This is a genomic window from Tenacibaculum sp. IMCC1 (genome assembly GCF_054906355.1).
Window position 1 is genome coordinate 156,032 of record NZ_CM142818.1, and the last position, 18,003, is coordinate 174,034.

Annotated in this window: 21 protein-coding genes; 13 read left to right on the forward strand and 8 right to left on the reverse strand. The window is 32.0% G+C overall.

From position 1 onward, the window contains the following. Positions 1–17: 17 nt before the first annotated feature. Genes lpdA through argS form a run of 3 tightly spaced genes read right to left on the reverse strand, consistent with a single transcriptional unit; the run spans position 18 to position 3,827 of the window. Positions 18–1,406, reverse strand: coding sequence for a dihydrolipoyl dehydrogenase (lpdA, locus tag ACXIHB_RS00740; protein ID WP_159614808.1), 1,389 nt, complete (start codon positions 1,404–1,406; stop codon positions 18–20). Positions 1,407–1,441: 35 nt separating this feature from the next. Continuing rightward, positions 1,442–2,041, reverse strand: a complete 600-nt coding sequence (locus ACXIHB_RS00745; protein ID WP_462098650.1) for a hypothetical protein — start codon at positions 2,039–2,041, stop codon at positions 1,442–1,444. 13 nt (positions 2,042–2,054) lie between these two features. Then, complete coding sequence (gene argS, locus ACXIHB_RS00750; RefSeq protein WP_462098651.1) at positions 2,055–3,827, reverse strand: arginine--tRNA ligase; 1,773 nt, start codon at positions 3,825–3,827, stop codon at positions 2,055–2,057. Between the two features lie 121 nt (positions 3,828–3,948). Here argS and ACXIHB_RS00755 point away from each other — a divergent pair, with 121 nt between their 5' ends. Next, on the forward strand, positions 3,949–4,464 hold the full coding sequence (locus ACXIHB_RS00755) for a YkgJ family cysteine cluster protein (protein WP_047789088.1): 516 nt from the start codon (positions 3,949–3,951) through the stop codon (positions 4,462–4,464). 44 nt (positions 4,465–4,508) lie between these two features. Further along, entirely contained in the window at positions 4,509–5,345 is an 837-nt protein-coding gene (locus ACXIHB_RS00760) for a sterol desaturase family protein (RefSeq protein ID WP_073183747.1), read from the forward strand. 51 nt (positions 5,346–5,396) lie between these two features. On the opposite strand, the gene ACXIHB_RS00765 is transcribed toward ACXIHB_RS00760, so the two are convergent. From ACXIHB_RS00765 to ACXIHB_RS00775, 3 genes are all read right to left on the reverse strand, one after another. Beyond that, the gene (locus tag ACXIHB_RS00765; RefSeq protein WP_073183744.1) at positions 5,397–5,621 is read right to left on the reverse strand and encodes a hypothetical protein; all 225 of its coding nucleotides are present in this window, start codon (positions 5,619–5,621) and stop codon (positions 5,397–5,399) included. A gap of 34 nt (positions 5,622–5,655) precedes the next feature. Further along, complete coding sequence (locus ACXIHB_RS00770) at positions 5,656–5,916, reverse strand: hypothetical protein (protein ID WP_462098652.1); 261 nt, start codon at positions 5,914–5,916, stop codon at positions 5,656–5,658. Between the two features lie 136 nt (positions 5,917–6,052). Next, positions 6,053–6,307, reverse strand: coding sequence for a hypothetical protein (locus tag ACXIHB_RS00775; RefSeq protein WP_239180839.1), 255 nt, complete (start codon positions 6,305–6,307; stop codon positions 6,053–6,055). 262 nt (positions 6,308–6,569) lie between these two features. On the opposite strand from ACXIHB_RS00775, the gene ACXIHB_RS00780 reads away from it, so the two are divergent. Then, positions 6,570–6,905 (forward strand): hypothetical protein, encoded by a 336-nt coding sequence (locus ACXIHB_RS00780; RefSeq protein WP_239180841.1) that lies wholly within the window; start codon positions 6,570–6,572, stop codon positions 6,903–6,905. Between the two features lie 56 nt (positions 6,906–6,961). Further along, positions 6,962–7,741 carry an ABC transporter permease family protein gene (locus ACXIHB_RS00785; protein WP_073183735.1) on the forward strand — a complete coding sequence of 260 codons (780 nt, stop codon included), beginning with the start codon at positions 6,962–6,964 and terminating at the stop codon, positions 7,739–7,741. A gap of 73 nt (positions 7,742–7,814) precedes the next feature. Here the strand turns inward: ACXIHB_RS00785 and ACXIHB_RS00790 are convergent, their stop codons facing one another. Beyond that, entirely contained in the window at positions 7,815–8,405 is a 591-nt protein-coding gene (locus ACXIHB_RS00790) for an adenylosuccinate lyase (RefSeq protein ID WP_159491454.1), read from the reverse strand. A gap of 45 nt (positions 8,406–8,450) precedes the next feature. Here ACXIHB_RS00790 and ACXIHB_RS00795 point away from each other — a divergent pair, with 45 nt between their 5' ends. The 6 genes from ACXIHB_RS00795 (at position 8,451) to ACXIHB_RS00820 (ending at position 13,084) form a co-directional block, all read left to right on the forward strand. Beyond that, positions 8,451–9,158 (forward strand): toxin-antitoxin system YwqK family antitoxin, encoded by a 708-nt coding sequence (locus ACXIHB_RS00795; protein WP_462098653.1) that lies wholly within the window; start codon positions 8,451–8,453, stop codon positions 9,156–9,158. A gap of 155 nt (positions 9,159–9,313) precedes the next feature. Next, on the forward strand, positions 9,314–10,501 hold the full coding sequence (gene mnmA, locus ACXIHB_RS00800; protein ID WP_462098654.1) for a tRNA 2-thiouridine(34) synthase MnmA: 1,188 nt from the start codon (positions 9,314–9,316) through the stop codon (positions 10,499–10,501). A gap of 19 nt (positions 10,502–10,520) precedes the next feature. Beyond that, positions 10,521–11,321, forward strand: coding sequence for a toxin-antitoxin system YwqK family antitoxin (locus ACXIHB_RS00805; RefSeq protein ID WP_047789080.1), 801 nt, complete (start codon positions 10,521–10,523; stop codon positions 11,319–11,321). A 2-nt stretch (positions 11,322–11,323) separates the two neighbouring features. Then, positions 11,324–12,262, forward strand: coding sequence for an NAD(P)H-dependent flavin oxidoreductase (locus ACXIHB_RS00810; RefSeq protein ID WP_462098655.1), 939 nt, complete (start codon positions 11,324–11,326; stop codon positions 12,260–12,262). Between the two features lie 26 nt (positions 12,263–12,288). Beyond that, positions 12,289–12,588, forward strand: a complete 300-nt coding sequence (locus tag ACXIHB_RS00815) for a DUF1493 family protein (protein WP_462098656.1) — start codon at positions 12,289–12,291, stop codon at positions 12,586–12,588. 157 nt (positions 12,589–12,745) lie between these two features. Continuing rightward, positions 12,746–13,084 carry a DUF6896 domain-containing protein gene (locus tag ACXIHB_RS00820; protein ID WP_462099346.1) on the forward strand — a complete coding sequence of 113 codons (339 nt, stop codon included), beginning with the start codon at positions 12,746–12,748 and terminating at the stop codon, positions 13,082–13,084. An 82-nt stretch (positions 13,085–13,166) separates the two neighbouring features. On the opposite strand, the gene ACXIHB_RS00825 is transcribed toward ACXIHB_RS00820, so the two are convergent. Further along, on the reverse strand, positions 13,167–14,732 hold the full coding sequence (locus ACXIHB_RS00825) for a hypothetical protein (RefSeq protein ID WP_462098657.1): 1,566 nt from the start codon (positions 14,730–14,732) through the stop codon (positions 13,167–13,169). 132 nt (positions 14,733–14,864) lie between these two features. Here ACXIHB_RS00825 and ACXIHB_RS00830 point away from each other — a divergent pair, with 132 nt between their 5' ends. From ACXIHB_RS00830 to leuD, 3 genes are read left to right on the forward strand one after another with little or no spacing between them, the layout of a single operon-like run. Further along, complete coding sequence (locus ACXIHB_RS00830; RefSeq protein ID WP_053056672.1) at positions 14,865–16,040, forward strand: 2-isopropylmalate synthase; 1,176 nt, start codon at positions 14,865–14,867, stop codon at positions 16,038–16,040. Beyond that, entirely contained in the window at positions 16,040–17,422 is a 1,383-nt protein-coding gene (gene leuC / locus ACXIHB_RS00835; RefSeq protein WP_394420840.1) for a 3-isopropylmalate dehydratase large subunit, read from the forward strand. The genes ACXIHB_RS00830 and leuC overlap by 1 nt, the downstream gene beginning before the upstream one ends. Then, a complete protein-coding gene (gene leuD / locus ACXIHB_RS00840) occupies positions 17,422–18,003 on the forward strand; it encodes a 3-isopropylmalate dehydratase small subunit (RefSeq protein WP_394420841.1) in 582 nt (193 codons plus the stop codon). Before leuC ends, leuD begins: the two co-directional genes overlap by 1 nt.

Below are 18,003 nucleotides of genomic sequence, written 5' to 3' on the forward strand. Positions count from 1 at the left end.
TATAAAATTTGAGAATTTTATAAGTGGATTACTTCATCATAAGCGTCAGCAACAGCTTCCATAACAGCTTCACTCATAGTTGGGTGTGGATGAATTGCTTTTAATACTTCATGACCAGTAGTTTCTAATTTACGGCCTAAAACAGCTTCAGCAATCATATCGGTAACACCAGCACCAATCATATGGCATCCTAACCATTCACCGTACTTAGCATCAAAAATAACTTTTACAAATCCGTCAGGAGTTCCAGCAGCTTTAGCCTTACCAGATGCAGAGAAAGGGAATTTACCAATCTTTAATTCGTAACCTTTTTCCTTTGCTTGCTCTTCAGTTAAACCAACAGAAGCAATCTCAGGAGTAGCATATGTACAACCAGGAATGTTTCCATAGTCAATAGCTTCAGTATGTAAGCCAGCTATTTTTTCAACACAAGTAATTCCTTCTGCTGAAGCAACGTGTGCTAATGCCGGACCAGGAGTTACATCTCCAATCGCATAGTATCCTGGAATGTTCGTTTGGTACCAGTCGTTTACTAAGATTTTATCTCTATCAGTAATAATTCCAACATCTTCTAAACCAATGTTTTCAATATTTGTTTTAATTCCAACAGCAGATAAAACGATATCAGCTTCTAAAACTTCTTCTCCTTTTTTAGTTTTTACAGTTGCTTTTACTCCGTCACCAGAAGTATCAACAGACTCTACAGAAGAACTTGTCATTACTTTAATTCCCGCTTTTTTGAAAGAACGCTCCATTTGTTTAGAAACATCTTTATCTTCAACAGGAACAATTGTTGGCATAAATTCAACAACAGTTACATCAGTTCCCATTGAGTTATAGAAATGAGCAAACTCAACTCCAATAGCACCTGAACCTACAACAATCATCGATTTAGGTTGCGTTGGTAAGCTCATAGCTTCACGGTAACCAATTACTTTTTTACCGTCTTGAGGTAAACTTGGTAACTCACGAGAACGAGCTCCAGTAGCTATAATAATATGATCTGCAGAATATTCAGTTACTTTACCATCTTTATCGGTAACATCTACTTTTTTTCCAGTTTTCACTTTACCAAATCCGTCGATGATATCAATTTTGTTTTTCTTCATTAAGAACTGAACACCTTTGCTCATTCCTTCAGCAACACCACGACTACGTTTAATAACAGCTTCGAAATCTTTATCGATAGCTTCTGCTTTTAAACCATACTCATCAACATGTTTTAAATAATCATATACTTGTGCAGATTTTAATAATGCTTTGGTAGGAATACATCCCCAGTTTAAGCAAATTCCACCTAAGTTTTCCTTTTCAACTACAGCGGTTTTAAACCCTAATTGAGATGCTCTAATTGCAGTTACATAACCTCCAGGACCGCTTCCGATTATTAGTACGTCGTATTTCATGTTGTTTACTTTTTACTTGTTGTTTGTTTAATTATTTATTTACAATTTTCATTGTAATAAGAAACTATTTTATTTACAGGGTTTTCTTTAAGAAAATTTTTATTATTTATTTTTTCAGTAAAGGCTTTACATTTAGAGGTATACTCTGATAAAACCTTCTTAAACTTTTTACTTGTTTTTCTTCTAGGTAGTTTTACAATTTTTGGTCTTTGTGTTTTTCCTAAGTAATAAACTTGAGTAGACCCATAAGTTTTACTGAAAGGCTTAGTAGGATACATATTTATAAAATCTTCTGCGAATAATTCTAATTTACCTCCAGAAGTTGTTACTTTCCTAATTAGTTTAAATTGAGTTTTATAGAATTTATAGAAATAGTCAGTGCTGTCTTTAATACCTTTTGAATTAACAGAATAGTTTCTAACTTTTTCTATTTCTTTGGAATCATGAATGAATTGAAGTCCTTCGTTAGTTTTATATTTTATTTGTGGACTTTTCGCCATCCCATTATCAATCCATTCATAACCATTTGAATGTACTTTACCATTTCTCAAAAAAACTTTACCCAATGGCTTGTTTTGAGCAGATATGCTTAATGTAATTAAGGATACTATTGTTAATAAAACTTTTACCTTCATAGTTTAAATCACTTTACATTCTTTCAGGAACTTGAATTCCTAATAATTTGAATGCAGATTTTATAGTGTCAGCTACTTTTTTAGATAACTGAACTCTAAATACTTTTTTATCTTGATTTTCTTCTCCTAAAATAGATACATTTTGATAGAATGAGTTGAACTCTTTTACCAAATCATATGTGTAATTGGCAATCACAGCAGGAGAATAGTTACCCGCTGCTTGCTGAATTACTTCAGGGTATTGTTCTAATTGTTTGATTAATTCTTTTTCTTTCTCGTGTAATTCTACAGATATAGATGAAGAATAATCGAAATTAGCTTTACGTAAGATAGACTGAATTCTTGCATACGTATATTGTACAAACGGACCTGTATTTCCTTGGAAATCTACCGATGCTTGCGGGTCAAACAAAATTCTCTTTTTAGGGTCTACCTTTAAAATGAAGTATTTTAAAGCTCCTAATCCGATAATTTTATATAGCTCCTCTTTCTCTTCGTTTGAATACCCCTCTAGCTTTCCTAATTCTTGTGAAATTTCACGAGCAGTGTTTGTCATTTCATCCATTAAATCGTCAGCATCAACTACAGTACCCTCACGAGATTTCATTTTTCCTGAAGGTAAATCAACCATTCCGTAACTTAAATGGAATAATTGTTTTGCCCAAGAGTATCCTAATTTTTGTAAGATTAAGAATAACACTTTGAAATGATAATCTTGTTCGTTACCTACGGTATATACCATTCCGTTTACATCAGGAAAATCTTTAGAACGTTGAATAGCAGTTCCAATATCTTGTGTCATATATACTGCAGTTCCGTCTGAACGTAACACTAATTTTTCATCTAGTCCTTCGTCAGTTAAATCACACCAAACAGAACTGTCTTCTTTTTTGTAGAAAACTCCGTTTTGTAAACCTTCCTCAATAATATCTTTTCCTAATAAATAGGTGTTACTTTCATAGTATAATTTATCAAAGTTAACTCCGATGTTTTCATAAGTAACGTCGAAACCTTTGTATACCCATCCGTTCATCATTTCCCAAAGAGCAACAACTTCCTTATCACCAGCTTCCCACTTACGTAACATTTCTTGTGCTTCAACAAATAAAGGAGCTTGCTTTTTAGCATCGTCTTCAGAAACACCAGAAGCGACTAGGTTGCTAATTTCTTTTTTATATTCTTGATCGAATTTTACATAGTAATTTCCAACCAGTTTATCGCCTTTTAATCCAGTAGATTCAGGAGTTTCTCCTTCTCCAAATTTTTTCCAAGCCAACATAGACTTACAAATATGGATACCACGATCGTTGATAATTTGTGTTTTGTACACTTTATGTCCCGCAGCCTTTAAAATCTCAGCAACTGAATATCCTAACAATACATTACGAACATGTCCTAAGTGTAAAGGTTTGTTAGTGTTAGGAGAAGAATATTCCACCATACGTGCATCTGTTTTGTCTTCTTTTACAAAGCCATAAGTTGCATCAGTAGCTATTTGATTAAAAAAGTTTACGTAGAAAGAATCATCAACCACTAAGTTTAAAAAACCTTTTACGACATTGTAGCTAGTAATTTCGTTGATGTTCTCGACTAAATATTTTCCTAAATCTTCACCAATTTGAACAGGATTTCCTTTTTTGTACCGTAGTAATGGGAAGACAACTACTGTAATGTCACCTTCAAAATCTTTACGGGTTGCTTGAAATTCTACACTAGGAATTTCTACATCATACAAGGCTAAAAATCCTTCTTTTACTTTCGTTTCTATTAACGATTGAATATTCATTGGTTCTTTTTAATTGTCGCACAAAATTAGTGTTTTTAATTTTTTCTTCCCACGATTTGCCTTATGATTTTTTAAGGCAGAATAATGTATGACTTCAAAGGTGCTTTCGTACCTTTGTACCATGGATAAAGACCTTGAAAACTTACCAAAATTAGCCAAAGACGCTTTACAAGAAAATAAGAAGTATTTTCAACGATTAAAAAAGCGTACCCCTAAACGCTTAGATTTATTAATGCAAGAATTGCATGAGGAAGAATTTGAGCGTACCGACTGTTTAGAATGTGCTAATTGTTGTAAAACGACTTCACCAATTTTTACTGAAAAAGATATAGAGCGCATTGCAAAACACTTAAAAATGAAGGTGATTGATTTTACTAATCAATATTTACAGCGAGATGAAGATAATTTCATGGTCTTACAATCTGCTCCGTGTACTTTTTTAGATGAATCAGATAATACGTGTTTTATTTATGATGTGCGTCCAAAAGCTTGCTCAGAATATCCACATACTAATCGTAAAAAGTTTATCCAATTAGCAGATTTAACTATTAAAAATACGGAGGTCTGTCCTGCAACTTACCGAATAGTAGAGGAGTTGAAAAAGAGATTACCACAATCGGGAAGTTCTAAGAAATAAGTTTTTATAGATATTTTTTCTATTTTTAGGAAAAATATATCATAGTGGAAACTCTTATACATTATTTTGAAACGATTCCTTCTAGTCATAGAAGTATTATTTTAGTTGGCGGAATTACTTTCTTTTGGTTATTGGAAGGCGCTGTACCATTATTTAGTTTTAAATACAATAAATGGAAACACGCATGGCCTAATTTATTTTTCACTGCAACTACGGTAATTATCAATTTTGTATTGGCATTCTTATTATTAAAGACTGCCGATTGGGTGCAAGCAAATGACTTTGGATTAATCAACTGGCTACCCGAAATGCCATTGTGGTTGTACGTATTGTTAGGTGTATTATTTTTAGACTTCTTCGGAGCTTATTTAGCACATTTAGTTGAACATAAAGTAAAACCTTTGTGGATGGTACATTTAGTTCACCATTCTGATCATAAAGTGGATACCACAACAGCAAACAGACATCACCCGATAGAAAGTGTAATTCGTTTTACATTTACTTTAGTAGGCGTTTTTTTAGTCGGGACTCCAATAGCTATAATAATGTTGTACCAATCAATATCGTTAGTGTTTACGCAGTTAACACATGCTAATATAAAAATGCCTAAAAAGTTAGATAAGGTATTGAGTTATGTGATTGTATCACCCGATATGCACAAAGTACATCATCATAATTTATTACCTTATACAGATTCTAACTACGGAAATATCTTTTCTATTTGGGACCGTTTATTAGGAACGTATATGGAGTTAGATAGAGAAAAAATAGTGTATGGAGTAGATACATTTCCAGATGAAGAAAAAAACTCTAGTTTAAAAGAGTTGTTAAAACAGCCGTTTCAAGGCTATCGAAAACCTACGAATTTAAAGGAGTTATAAGAAGAAAAGGAACTGTAATTTTAAAAATTTTACAGCTCCTTTTTGAGATAATTATGCAGTGAACTTTGTTATTGCTGAGGCAGTAACTTCTGCGTTAGGTGTACAATGAATACCAGCGTCTGGATAAGAAGCATCTATTGTAGAATCATAAAGTGCACCTGTTTTATCCCAACATGTATATTGAAGATTTCCAGTATAATGACCTCCTTGAGTTTCTTTTAATTGAGTGTTATTTAACTCATTAACACCTTTTTGTAGTAAAATATTTTTTAACATAATTTAAAATTTATTTGGTTAATAATTTTTCAGTTTATATGGGGGTACCCATGCCATAATTAGTACCATTTGTTGGAGCTTTATAAGTGTTATCGTACGCATAACAAGAAGTAGTTGGAGATGAAAGGTCTACAGGAGATAAAAAAAATGTACTACCTGAGTTGTTTCGAAAACACTTCCATGTAATGTGTGATCTAGCTTTGTCAATGTTAACTATATGACCACCTACTAGTTCCTTTTGTTCAACTGTGTTTAATTTTTGAATACCGTTTAACTTTAAAATGCTTTTTTTCATAATAATATAAATTTGATTGTTAATAATATTAAAAGTTAAAGAATAACAGTTTTTATAAAAAATTAGAATACTTCTATTAATCTCACAATACTTAACGTTCTCATTTTATATTGAAAATAAAAGAAGGTTATCTACCTTATTGAATTACAGGTTGACAATATTCATACCCTTGAAAGTCTTCAACACCAGGATTTCCAACGTTATAAATAATATCATATTGAGAAGTAATTCTGTTCCAACATCTCCATGACACTACAGTTTTAAGAGGAGTAAGAGGAGTTGTATTTGCCATTCCTCCATTTAGAGGAATTTTAGCTCCTCCATATATGTTTTTTTGATTTTTTTCAGATAATAATTGAAAACTTTTTAAGTTTAAAATGCTTTTTTTCATAATAATATAAATTTGATTGTTAATAATGACTCAAACCTAAAAAGTTTTTAAAAAAGGTTACGAATTAACTTTGTAAAGGATAGGAATTAATTTATAAAGAGGTATTTTTTAGGTTAAAAAAGGGTTTTGCCTGTGTTTTAAATAGCTGTTTAACTGGTGTTTGTGTTTTTTAGTTCATGTAAATTTGATTTCATAATTAACCCCGAAAACTATTATTTTATGAAACAACTACAAAACTTTGTATTAGTAAGCGTCGCCTCTGATGCTACAAGCATGGCAAAAAGAAGACACTGCAAACGAACTGTTAAACAACAAAAACTTAGAGGTAAAAGAGATTTTCTCGAAACTTAGGGAAGGGAATAACGATGAAGATAATGGTATGATAGCATTCAGAAATGAAGGCGAGTCATTACGATTGGTATTTTTTAGAAGTTTAGAAGAAGATTTCATTATCTCAGAAGATATATCTCTAAGAGACTATATTGCAAAGGAATTAGGTAAAACTAATATTACTTTACAAGCAAATAAATACGTTGTAGATTATTCTCGTTTTAAAAACGGAGAGGTTTTAATACCTCTAAAAAAATTAAAAAACTAACTAATCAAACGAATAAATTCTTAGTAGATGCTAAGGATTTTAAAAAATAAGAAAAAATGAAAAAACAAAATTTTTTATGGATGGCAGTAATGTGTTTTACATTACTTTTTAGCTGTCAAAGTGAAGAAATAATTGAAAATGAATCAAAAAAAGAAGAATTACAATTAGCAAAAGGAAGTACAGTAACTATTAATCATACGTACGATTATTATGGAAAACAATTTAAAATATCTTATGTATATAATGAAGAAAGTGGAGAAGTATTGAAGGCAGATGGAGATGTAGATTTTGCTCAAGAAATTTTTGGTAACGAAGAAAAAGCTCCAAAATCATTGTTTTTTAATAATCCAGAAGAAGGAAGCACTGATATTGAAGTAAAAGTTTTCGATAATACAGAAGACTTAAAAAAATACACCTCAAAAGTAGCAGAAGGTTTCCCAGGAGATCAAGTTTCAACAGAAGGGAAGTCATCAAAATGTAATAGCTATGATGTGTATGGCTCGGGTAACTTTTATTTCTATAAACATGCCTACTATAACACAGAAATGACAGGCATGAGAAGGCAAAAACGCTATTATTACAGAGACCATTGGGTTGGGTCAGGAAATAACGACCAATTATCTTCTTTAAAAATTAGAAAACCAACTTATAGACGACAAGTAGTATATTTATACCAGCACTCTTGTTATGGAGGAAAAGTTATAGGCTTTTATTCACCAACAGGTTATTTAGGGTTAAACGTAGGGAATCTTAAATGGTACACCATGTCTGGTTGGTGGTGGTGGAAGAAGTCTTGGAACGACCAGGTTTCTTCTACATCAGGCTGGGCTTGGTAATAAAATAAACGATATCGTATTTAGTTGCTTGTAAAATAATAAAAGAACCTCAGAAGATTTTTCTTCTGAGGTTTTATAATTGTTTTTGGTCTTTATGTTTCTCAATCAACTCCAATACTTTCTTCCCTCTGGCTTTACAACCTTTACTTTCATGAATCACTTTTGTTCGAATAATATGTTCCAGTTCAGGATGTACCCAGTCTTTTTGTAAACCAAATAAATATAAAGTATTCATGGTGTAGGCTTTAACTGCTATTTTTTGGTCGGTAATTAACCAGTCGAATCCCGTTTCTATAATTAAATCGATATCAGTTTCTGTTAACTGTTCTTTTATACCATTGGTTGTTTTTGAGGAAAAAGCAGTTGCTAAATGTTCACAAATTTTAGCACAAGGTCTTATAGCGCTATCAAAGTGTACTCTATATATATTTTTTGTAAAAATAGGGAGATAAGGAATAATATATTCAATTCCATTATGTGTACAAATCCATTCCAGTACCCAAGCAGCTTTAATAGATAGTTTATTATCAACATCGAAAGTAACATCAACTAAAAACTTTACTAATTCAGGTTGCTTTAATACAATATTTGCAGCATTATTTCTGTTTACTCTAGCAGGATTATCAACATTTTCTAGCACAGAAATTAAAAAATCAAGACTCATATTGGTATGGTTTATGTAAATTTGAATTGTAAAAGAAATTATAGCATGATAAATATAAAAAGGATATTTTCAACAACACTTTTGTTATCGGTATTTTTTATAACAGCTACTCAAGCACAAAAAATAAATAAATTTGATACTAATGGAAAGAGGCATGGGGTTTGGAAAAAATATTATGATGATAATAAAAACAAAATAAGATATTCAGGAGAGTTTAAAAATGGAAAAGAGATAGGTACATTTAATTTTTATGAACCTAATTCTTACGGAATTCCTTCTATGACTAAAGAGTTTTCTGCCAAATCCGATAGTGCCTTTGTGCAATTTTTTACGCCTAACGGAAAAGTAAAAACAAAAGGATGGATGATAGGAAAAAAACGAGTAGGAAAATGGACGTATTATTTTTCAGACGGAGAACTTTTTTCAGAAGAAGAATATGCTGATGGTAAATTAGATGGAGTTTTAAAAAACTACTATAGAAATGGTAAATTAACTGAAGAAAGTATTTATAAAGATGGTAAGAAAAATGGACTTTCTAAGATTTTTACTGAAGAAGGAGTGATGATTGAAGAAGTGTATTATGTAAATGGTAAATTAGAAGGAGAAGGGAAATACTACGATTTAAAAGGAGATTTAAAAGAAAAAGGGATGTATAAAAATGGTAAGAGAGATGGTAAATGGCAATTTTACATGGATGGAGAAGTAGTTACCGACAAGAGAAAGAAAAAAGCGTTTTCAATTCCTAAAAATTAAATTATAAATATTAATAATTTAAATAACATTAGAAAAGAAAATAAACTGAGCCTTATCAGAGATTAGAATTCATCAATTTTAGTAATGAAGCCATCAATTATTTCCATAATATAAACATTTATTATTTCGTAAATTTGTAGCTTCAAAAGTATAAGATGAAAAGAGTAGTAGTAGGACTTTCAGGAGGCGTAGATAGTAGTGTAACAGCGTATTTACTAAAAGAACAGGGACACGAAGTTATTGGATTGTTCATGAAGAACTGGCATGATGATTCAGTAACCATTTCTAATGAATGTCCATGGTTAGAAGATAGTAACGACGCCATGATTGTTGCAGAAAAATTAGGAATTCCATTTCAAACAGTTGATTTAAGCGAACAATACAAAGAGCGTATTGTTGATTATATGTTTAATGAATATGAAAAAGGACGTACACCTAATCCTGATGTATTATGTAATCGAGAAATTAAGTTTGATGTGTTTATGGATATCGCGTTAAGTTTAGGAGCTGATTATGTAGCAACAGGGCATTACTGTAGAAAAGCAGAAGAAATAATTGATGGAAAGCCTGTATACAAGTTATTAGCAGGAAAAGATACGAATAAAGATCAATCATACTTTCTATGTCAATTATCGCAAGAACAATTATCTAAAGCGTTATTTCCTATTGGAGAATTGACAAAACCAGAAGTTCGTGAAATAGCCAAAGAAGCAGATTTAATTACAGCTGATAAAAAAGACAGTCAAGGCTTGTGTTTTATAGGAAAAGTAAGACTTCCAGATTTTTTACAACAAAAACTACAACCGAAAGAAGGAGATATTGTCCGAATTCCAGATGAATTTGAGCAGTACAATCGTTTAGTTCCAGAATTTGAGAATAAAGAAGCGGAGTTAGCATATTTTTCAACGAAGTTCTCTTATAATAAAGAAGATGGAAAAGTAGTAGGTAAACATCAAGGCGCACATTATTTCACCAAAGGACAACGTAAAGGGTTAGCAGTTGGAGGTACCAAAGAACCATTGTTTGTGATTGAAACCGATGTAGATACCAACATTATTTATACAGGAGAAGGAAAAAATCACCAAGGATTGTATCGAAGTGTATTATTTGTATCAAAAGAAGAATTGCACTGGGTACGTGAAGATGTAGCTTTACAAACTGGTGAGTCTATGGAAGTAGAGGCGCGTATTCGTTACCGACAACCATTAGAAAAAGCTACTCTGTATAAAGTAGACAACGGAATTTATGTTGAATTTGAAAATCCACAATCGGCTATTCAAGAAGGGCAGTTTGTTGCTTGGTATAAAAATGAAGAGCTATTAGGTTCTGGTGTGATTTCTTAAAAAGGGAAAAAATAAAACTATGAAAAAGATATTCTTATTATTGTTGGTGTTCATAAATATTAATGGATATTCACAGAAAGACTCTATTATAAACTATTTAGACAAGAAAGGTAATATAATCAACAATAAGGAGAAAGCAATGTCTTTTGAAATTATTACTAAGAGTGCAGATTCATTATGGTTGGTAAGGAAGTATAAACGCAGCGGAAAACTATATAACTATACACATTATCTAACAAAGGAGAAAAAGATTAAAATAGGAGAGTCAGTTTCGTTCAATAAAAATGGAAAAATATCAGCATTAACTTTCTACAATAAAAAAGGTAAAAGAAATGGGAGAATACAAACATGGTTCGATAATGGGAATAAGGATATTGAAGGAGTTTATATAGATGGTAAGAGAGAAGGAGTATGGAAAATTTACCATTATAATGGTAAATTGGCAGGTAGAGGAATCGCCAAAAGCGATTCGATAATTAAAACAACTTATTATAATGACAAGGGAGAAAAGATTGATGATTTAAAAAACATTATAAAAGAAAAGAGACCAACTTTTAAAGGGGGTAAGGATAAATATTACAAGCAACTTAAAAAGTTAACAAGTAAGATAAGTTACAAAGTTAAAGGTCAGATTATAGTTGAATATGTAATTGATATAAAAGGAGCAGTAAGAGATGTTACCATCAATGAAAAGGTTCCTAAAAAGTTAGAAAATGAAATTGTTCGTTTTTTTGAAAACTTAAAAGGGTGGGAGCCAGCGATACATATGAATAGAAAGATTCCTTTCAACTTTTCTCAACCATTAAACTTCAGAGGATAAAAATGCAAAACAGAATTACCAAACTATTTAATATACAATATCCAATCATTCAAGGTGGAATGATTTGGGTAAGTGGCTGGAAGTTAGCTTCAGCAGTGTCAAATGCAGGTGGATTAGGATTAATTGGAGCAGGATCGATGTATCCAGAAGTACTTCGTGAACACATTCAAAAATGTAAAAAAGCAACGGATAAGCCTTTTGGGGTAAATGTGCCAATGTTATATCCTGATATTGAAAAAATCATGGATATTATTGTTGAAGAAGGAGTAAAAATCGTGTTTACTTCCGCAGGGAATCCAAAAACATGGACCTCTTTTTTAAAGGAAAAAGGAATTACAGTAGTACATGTGGTAAGTTCAGTAAAATTTGCCTTAAAAGCAGAAGCAGCTGGAGTAGATGCTGTGGTATGTGAAGGATTTGAAGCAGGAGGTCATAACGGACGTGAAGAAACGACTACGTTTACGTTAATACCTATGGTAAAAGAACAAGTGAAGATTCCAGTAATTGCCGCAGGAGGAATAGGTTCAGGTAGAGGAATGTTAGCAGCAATGGTGTTGGGAGCAGACGGAGTGCAAATAGGAAGTCGTTTTGCAGCTACGGTAGAGTCTTCAGCACATGACAACTTCAAAAAAACAATTGTTGAAGTAAAAGATGGTGGTACACAACTAACGTTAAAAGAACTCGCACCTGTACGTTTGGTAAAAAACAAGTTTTTTCAAGAAGTTCAAGAATTATATCAACAAAACCCAACGATAGAACAATTAAAAGAATTGTTAGGGCGTGCACGTGCAAAGAGAGGTATGTTTGAAGGAAACTTGGACGATGGAGAACTAGAAATAGGTCAAGTAGCAGGGCTTATCCATGAAATTAAACCAGCAAAAGAAGTTTTAGAAGCAATTGTAGAAGAATATCAGCAAGTGAAAAAAGAGCAACTATTTTAGGAAGTATTTTTTATTAGAAAAGTATAGTGGAAGGAGAGGTTATCGATTTTATTAAGCTTAAGTTGGGTTATATTGTTTTAGATACATCCGAATCGTTTGATTTAATAGGTACAGATGGCTTAGATGCAGAAACTTTTTTTAATGATTTTGAAAGGCATTTTAATGTTAATATGACAAGCTTCGAATTTGATAGATATTTTTCTAAGGAAGACCCATTTCATAAACTATTAAGAAATAAGTTTAAATTTTTTGGAAAGCAAAAACATTTTTCAATAAAACATTTGATAGAGGTAGTTGAACGTAGAGAATGGTTTGATCCTATATAAAAGAACCAATACTAAAAAAAGTGATTTTTTTATGAATTTCTAGTTTACATTAATTCATTTTATGAAAAAAATATTGATTCTTATATAAGGTTCATAAATAATTTTGAATTAGCTTTTAAGAAAAAATACAAAGGAAAAAAAAGATATATGGACAGAAATAGATAAGACAATCCCTAGAAAAGGAGTTGTATTTAACTATGGTTATTATTTTCATGGAAAAGGTTGTAGAGTAGAGTATAATAATACTATTTGTGAATATGATTTTGGTTTATTGGAAAGAAAAGTAATCAACTTTTCTATCTGGAAATTATATAAGTTTATAGAAACAAATCCAGAGCTATCAAATGTAAGTATGAATGATGTATATTTTGGAACTCTAGATTTAATTAATGAAGGAGTTGTTTCAAGATTTATTCTAAGTGGAATTGATACAAAAACATACAATATAGATAAGGGTTATGTAGATAGAATATATCCTTATTTAAGGTGTTTATAATAAATATGAATTAATATATGAATAGTAGTTATATGACATATTATAATTAATATACTATAAATAATCCAACACAAATAAGACCTCAACACTTTTGAGAACTAACAAATTTCTCTTTAATAATTTGTGCCACAGGTTTATTTTCAATCTTACTTTCAAGCCATGAAAGAATGTCTAAATATAAAAAAGCTCTTTTTTCATAAGGATGATTCTCATAAACCTCAAGGCGACTGTGTACTTTTTTTAACTCCTTTTTTATTTGATGCGGAAACACATCTCCCAACTCTTTTATAGAAGAAATAAATTCTTTTTGAACCTCTTGTAAGTTTTCCATTTTTATTAAAAAACGATAGGTATCTTTAAACTGTCGCTCCAAATCATAATCCAAGCCACACTCGTAATGAGCAATTAAAGAAAGCACCCTTGCAAAACACTGTAAGTCGTTAGCTACTTGAATATTTTTAGGTTTAATTATTTTATTTAAATACAAAATACACTCTTTGTTTTTACCCATACCAAAGTACAAACAAGCAATTTTATAGTAAAATACCACGATATGATGATTATCAAGACGATCCTTATAACTATTAATCTTATCATTAATAATAGCCACTAAATATTCGCCCTCAGCAAAACTACCCTCTAAGAAATGTAAGTGCAATTTGTTAGCATAATAATATAGAAAAGTTAAGATTTCAGTATTGCTATTTTGCGGAATATTTTTTTCTTCAATTTCCTTTTCAAAAACAGAAAGCTCTTCTTTAAACTTATCATAATGTTTTATAAAAAATAAGCTTTCTAATAAGTAGTTTTTTCCTTTTAAATAAAAAACAGGATGTAAAGAAATATTCTTGGTATCATGCTTAAATAAATCTACCCATTTATTAGCATACTTATAACTCTGTAAAAAATCCTGTGTTAAAAAGCTGTGCCATAGATGAGCTTTGTATAACCATAACTTTTCTCTAAAACCCAAGTCTTCATACGTATATTCAGGAAGCTTAGAGTAAAAGTAAGTATTCACTCGCTGCAGCTCCTCATCGTTTTTTACGTAACCGTTTTTCAGCAACGTTCCATACAATTGTAGCGATAAGTTTGACAATTTACTAGCAATAACATTTTGCATGCTAAGCTCTTTTGCCTGAACAGTTAATTCGTCAGAACGTGTATCAATACTTCGGGTTATATACTGACTTTCAATAACCTTTTCAAGCTCAACAATTTCATAGGCAATATTCTTCTCTTCATTCTCAATCGCCATATTTTTTGCTTTGTCAAGCAGCTTTAAACTCTGTTTGTATAGCCCTTTCTGATATAAAACAGTAGCAAAATCTAACTGCTCACGTATTTGAATTCTAATGTTTTTATGAGAAGGATTCATACGAAGACTAATAAGTATTTGCTTGTATAAATGTGCTTTTAAGTTAGATAACTGCTGTTTACTCACCACACCGCTATCAATAATAGCCTTTTCGTTATAACTCTTTTGTTTTTCAAGTAATTTAAAAAGTGCAAAAAATTTCGCATCTACATTACCCCCTAAACGACCAACATATAAATTAAACTGACGTTTTTCTGACTTCGATAAAGACTTAATCAAAACAAACAAAGCATCATTTTGTTGGTTGGAGAATGTAATTGGTTTGCGCATAACTTTTTGTTTTTCAGTATTTTGTTTTTGTTTTTTGTTGTTTTGATATCGTAACTAACCCATTAAAAAAGAGCTTGCTAGAAAAGCCAATATATACATTTGGTTTTTATTTTGATAATCATAGTTAGATTTATGCAAAGCGATAAAATTCAAATTTTCGATACCACATTACGAGACGGAGAACAAGTCCCAGGATGTAAATTAGATACCCAACAAAAACTAATTATTGCTGAAAGACTCGATTTTTTAGGAGTTGATGTAATAGAAGCAGGATTCCCTGTATCCAGTCCAGGAGATTTTACATCAGTACAAGAAATAGCTAAATTGGTTAAAAATGCTGCTGTTTGCGGATTAACAAGAGCCGTTAAAAAAGACATAGAAGTAGCAGCAGATGCTTTAAAGTTTGCTAACAAGCCTAGGATTCATACGGGGATTGGTACCAGTGATTCACATATTCAGTATAAATTCAATGCTTCGAAAGAAGAAGTGATTAGGCGAGCAAAAGAAGCTGTTTCGTATGCTAAAAACTTTGTAGGCGATGTGGAGTTTTATGCAGAAGATGCAGGTAGAACCGATAATGCTTTTTTAGCCAAAGTTTGTGAAGAAGTTATAAAATCAGGAGCAACAGTGTTGAATATTCCTGATACTACAGGGTATTGTTTACCTGAAGAATACGGAGCAAAAATTAAATACCTAAAAGACAATGTTAAAGGTATTGAAAATGTAATTATTTCTTGTCACTGCCATAACGATTTAGGATTGGCTACAGCAAATTCTATTGCAGGAGCTATCAATGGTGCGCGTCAAATAGAATGTACGGTCAACGGAATAGGAGAGCGAGCAGGAAATACAGCATTAGAAGAAGTAGTAATGATTTTAAAACAGCATCCGTATTTAAATCTTCAAACAGATATCAATACCAAATTACTGTACGATACAAGCATGATGGTTCGTGAACGTATGGGAATGCCTGTACAGCCTAACAAAGCCATTGTAGGAGCAAATGCCTTTGCACATAGCTCAGGAATTCATCAAGATGGAGTAATCAAGAACCGTGAAACCTATGAAATTATCAATCCAGCAGATGTAGGAGTCACAGAAAGTGCTATTGTATTAACCGCAAGAAGCGGAAGAGCAGCCTTAGCATACCGAGCAAAAAAGATAGGATATGAGCTAACCAAAATTCAGTTAGATACAGCTTATAAAACGTTTTTACAGTTTGCTGACAGGCAAAAAGAAGTAATCGATGAAGACATTCATCAGATTATGAAACAAGTAAATAAAATTTCAAAAATAGCCATAGCTTAATGGGAAAGACATTATTTGATAAAGTATGGGATGCGCATGTGGTAGATACTGTTAAAGATGGGCCACAGATTTTATATATAGACAAACACTTAATTCATGAAGTAACGAGTCCGCAAGCATTTAACGAGTTAAAAGAACGTAAGATTCCAATTGCACGACCAGATAAAACAGTAGCAACAGCCGATCATAATACGCCAACCGTAAATCAACATTTACCAATAAAAGACGAATTATCAAGGCATCAACTAGAGCAGTTAACACAAAACTGTAAAGAAAACGATATAACCTTGTATGGGCTTGGACATAGGTACAACGGAATTGTACATGTAATGGCTCCCGAATTAGGGATAACACAACCGGGAATGACCATGGTTTGTGGAGATAGCCATACCTCAACACACGGTGCTTTTGGTACCATTGCCTTTGGTATTGGAACAAGTCAAGTAGCACAGGTGTTTGCAAGTCAATGCTTATTGTTAGAAAAACCTAAAAGTCTACGTGTAACTGTAAATGGTAAGCTTAAAAATGGAGTACTACCTAAAGATGTAATCTTGTATATCATAGCGCAATTAGGAACAAATTCAGGTACAGGATATTTCTGCGAATATGCAGGAAATGTATTTGAAGAAATGTCTATGGAAGGTCGTATGACTGTGTGTAATATGAGTATCGAAATGGGAGCCAGAGGCGGTATGATTGCTCCTGATGAAACCACTTTTGAATATGTAAAAGGACGGGAGTTTGCACCAAAAGGAGACGAGTTTGATAACAAAGTAGCCTATTGGAAAACATTAAAGACTGATAAAAGTGCAAAATTTGATAAAGAATACACTTTTAAGGCAGAAGACATAGAACCAATGCTTACCTACGGAACCAACCCAGGAATGGGAATAAAAATTTCAGAAAATATTCCCCAGTTTAATGATGTTTCCTTTGAAAAGTCATTACAATATATGAACTTTAAAAAAGGAGCATCATTAATTAATACACCCGTTAACTATGTATTTATAGGAAGTTGTACCAACTCAAGAATAGAAGATTTTAGAGTCGCAGCAAACTATATAAAAGGAAAACAAAAAGCAGCGAATGTAAATGCGTGGTTAGTACCAGGATCACAACAAGTAGCAAAACAAATAAAACGAGAAGGTTTGCAAGAAGTTTTTGAAGCAGCAGGATTTCAATTACGACAACCAGGGTGTTCAGCATGTTTAGCAATGAATGACGATAAAATACCAGAAGGAGAATACTGTGTATCAACCTCAAACAGAAACTTTGAAGGACGTCAGGGACAAGGAGCAAGAACCATTTTAGCAAGTCCGTTAATGGCAGCTGCTACAGCTGTTGAAGGAAAAATTACTGACTTTACAAAAGAATTAAACTAATGGAGAAATTTGTTAAACTAATAGATACCGCAGTACCACTACCAACCGAGAATATAGATACCGATCAAATTATACCTGCACGATTTTTAAAATCAACCAATAAAGAAGGATTCGGAGATAATGTATTTAGAGATTGGCGTTACAAAAAGAACGGAAGTATAAATGAAGACTTTGTGCTAAATAACCCAAATTATGCAGGAAGTATCTTAATAGCAGGAGATAATTTTGGTTGTGGTTCAAGTAGAGAACATGCTGCATGGGCATTAGCGGGTTACGGATTTAAAGTAGTAATTAGTAGTTTTTTTGCTGATATTTTTAAAGGAAATGCACTTAATAATGGAATACTACCAGTACAAGTGCCCAAAGAATATTTAGCAAAACTGTTAAAAAAAGTAACTGAATTACCAGATACAACCATTATAGTAGATTTAGAAAATCAAACACTAAAAACACCTATAGGTAATGTAGACTTTGAAATCAATCCATACAAAAAGCTATGTATGATAAATGGTTACGACGATATAGATTTTTTAATCAGTAAAAAAGATACAATAACAGCTTTTGAAGCAACAATGAAATAA

Excerpts from the sequence above, each read along its gene's own strand:
- lpdA (WP_159614808.1), bottom strand. The coding sequence starts at position 1,406 with ATGAAATACGACGTACTAATAATCGGAAGCGGTCCTGGAGGTTATGTA.
- ACXIHB_RS00745 (WP_462098650.1), bottom strand. The coding sequence starts at position 2,041 with ATGAAGGTAAAAGTTTTATTAACAATAGTATCCTTAATTACATTAAGC.
- argS (WP_462098651.1), bottom strand. The coding sequence starts at position 3,827 with ATGAATATTCAATCGTTAATAGAAACGAAAGTAAAAGAAGGATTTTTA.
- ACXIHB_RS00755 (WP_047789088.1), top strand. The coding sequence starts at position 3,949 with ATGGATAAAGACCTTGAAAACTTACCAAAATTAGCCAAAGACGCTTTA.
- ACXIHB_RS00765 (WP_073183744.1), bottom strand. The coding sequence starts at position 5,621 with ATGTTAAAAAATATTTTACTACAAAAAGGTGTTAATGAGTTAAATAAC.
- ACXIHB_RS00770 (WP_462098652.1), bottom strand. The coding sequence starts at position 5,916 with ATGAAAAAAAGCATTTTAAAGTTAAACGGTATTCAAAAATTAAACACA.
- ACXIHB_RS00775 (WP_239180839.1), bottom strand. The coding sequence starts at position 6,307 with ATGAAAAAAAGCATTTTAAACTTAAAAAGTTTTCAATTATTATCTGAA.
- ACXIHB_RS00780 (WP_239180841.1), top strand. The coding sequence starts at position 6,570 with ATGCTACAAGCATGGCAAAAAGAAGACACTGCAAACGAACTGTTAAAC.
- ACXIHB_RS00785 (WP_073183735.1), top strand. The coding sequence starts at position 6,962 with ATGAAAAAACAAAATTTTTTATGGATGGCAGTAATGTGTTTTACATTA.
- ACXIHB_RS00790 (WP_159491454.1), bottom strand. The coding sequence starts at position 8,405 with ATGAGTCTTGATTTTTTAATTTCTGTGCTAGAAAATGTTGATAATCCT.
- ACXIHB_RS00795 (WP_462098653.1), top strand. The coding sequence starts at position 8,451 with ATGATAAATATAAAAAGGATATTTTCAACAACACTTTTGTTATCGGTA.
- mnmA (WP_462098654.1), top strand. The coding sequence starts at position 9,314 with ATGAAAAGAGTAGTAGTAGGACTTTCAGGAGGCGTAGATAGTAGTGTA.
- ACXIHB_RS00805 (WP_047789080.1), top strand. The coding sequence starts at position 10,521 with ATGAAAAAGATATTCTTATTATTGTTGGTGTTCATAAATATTAATGGA.
- ACXIHB_RS00810 (WP_462098655.1), top strand. The coding sequence starts at position 11,324 with ATGCAAAACAGAATTACCAAACTATTTAATATACAATATCCAATCATT.
- ACXIHB_RS00825 (WP_462098657.1), bottom strand. The coding sequence starts at position 14,732 with ATGCGCAAACCAATTACATTCTCCAACCAACAAAATGATGCTTTGTTT.
- ACXIHB_RS00830 (WP_053056672.1), top strand. The coding sequence starts at position 14,865 with ATGCAAAGCGATAAAATTCAAATTTTCGATACCACATTACGAGACGGA.
- leuC (WP_394420840.1), top strand. The coding sequence starts at position 16,040 with ATGGGAAAGACATTATTTGATAAAGTATGGGATGCGCATGTGGTAGAT.
- leuD (WP_394420841.1), top strand. The coding sequence starts at position 17,422 with ATGGAGAAATTTGTTAAACTAATAGATACCGCAGTACCACTACCAACC.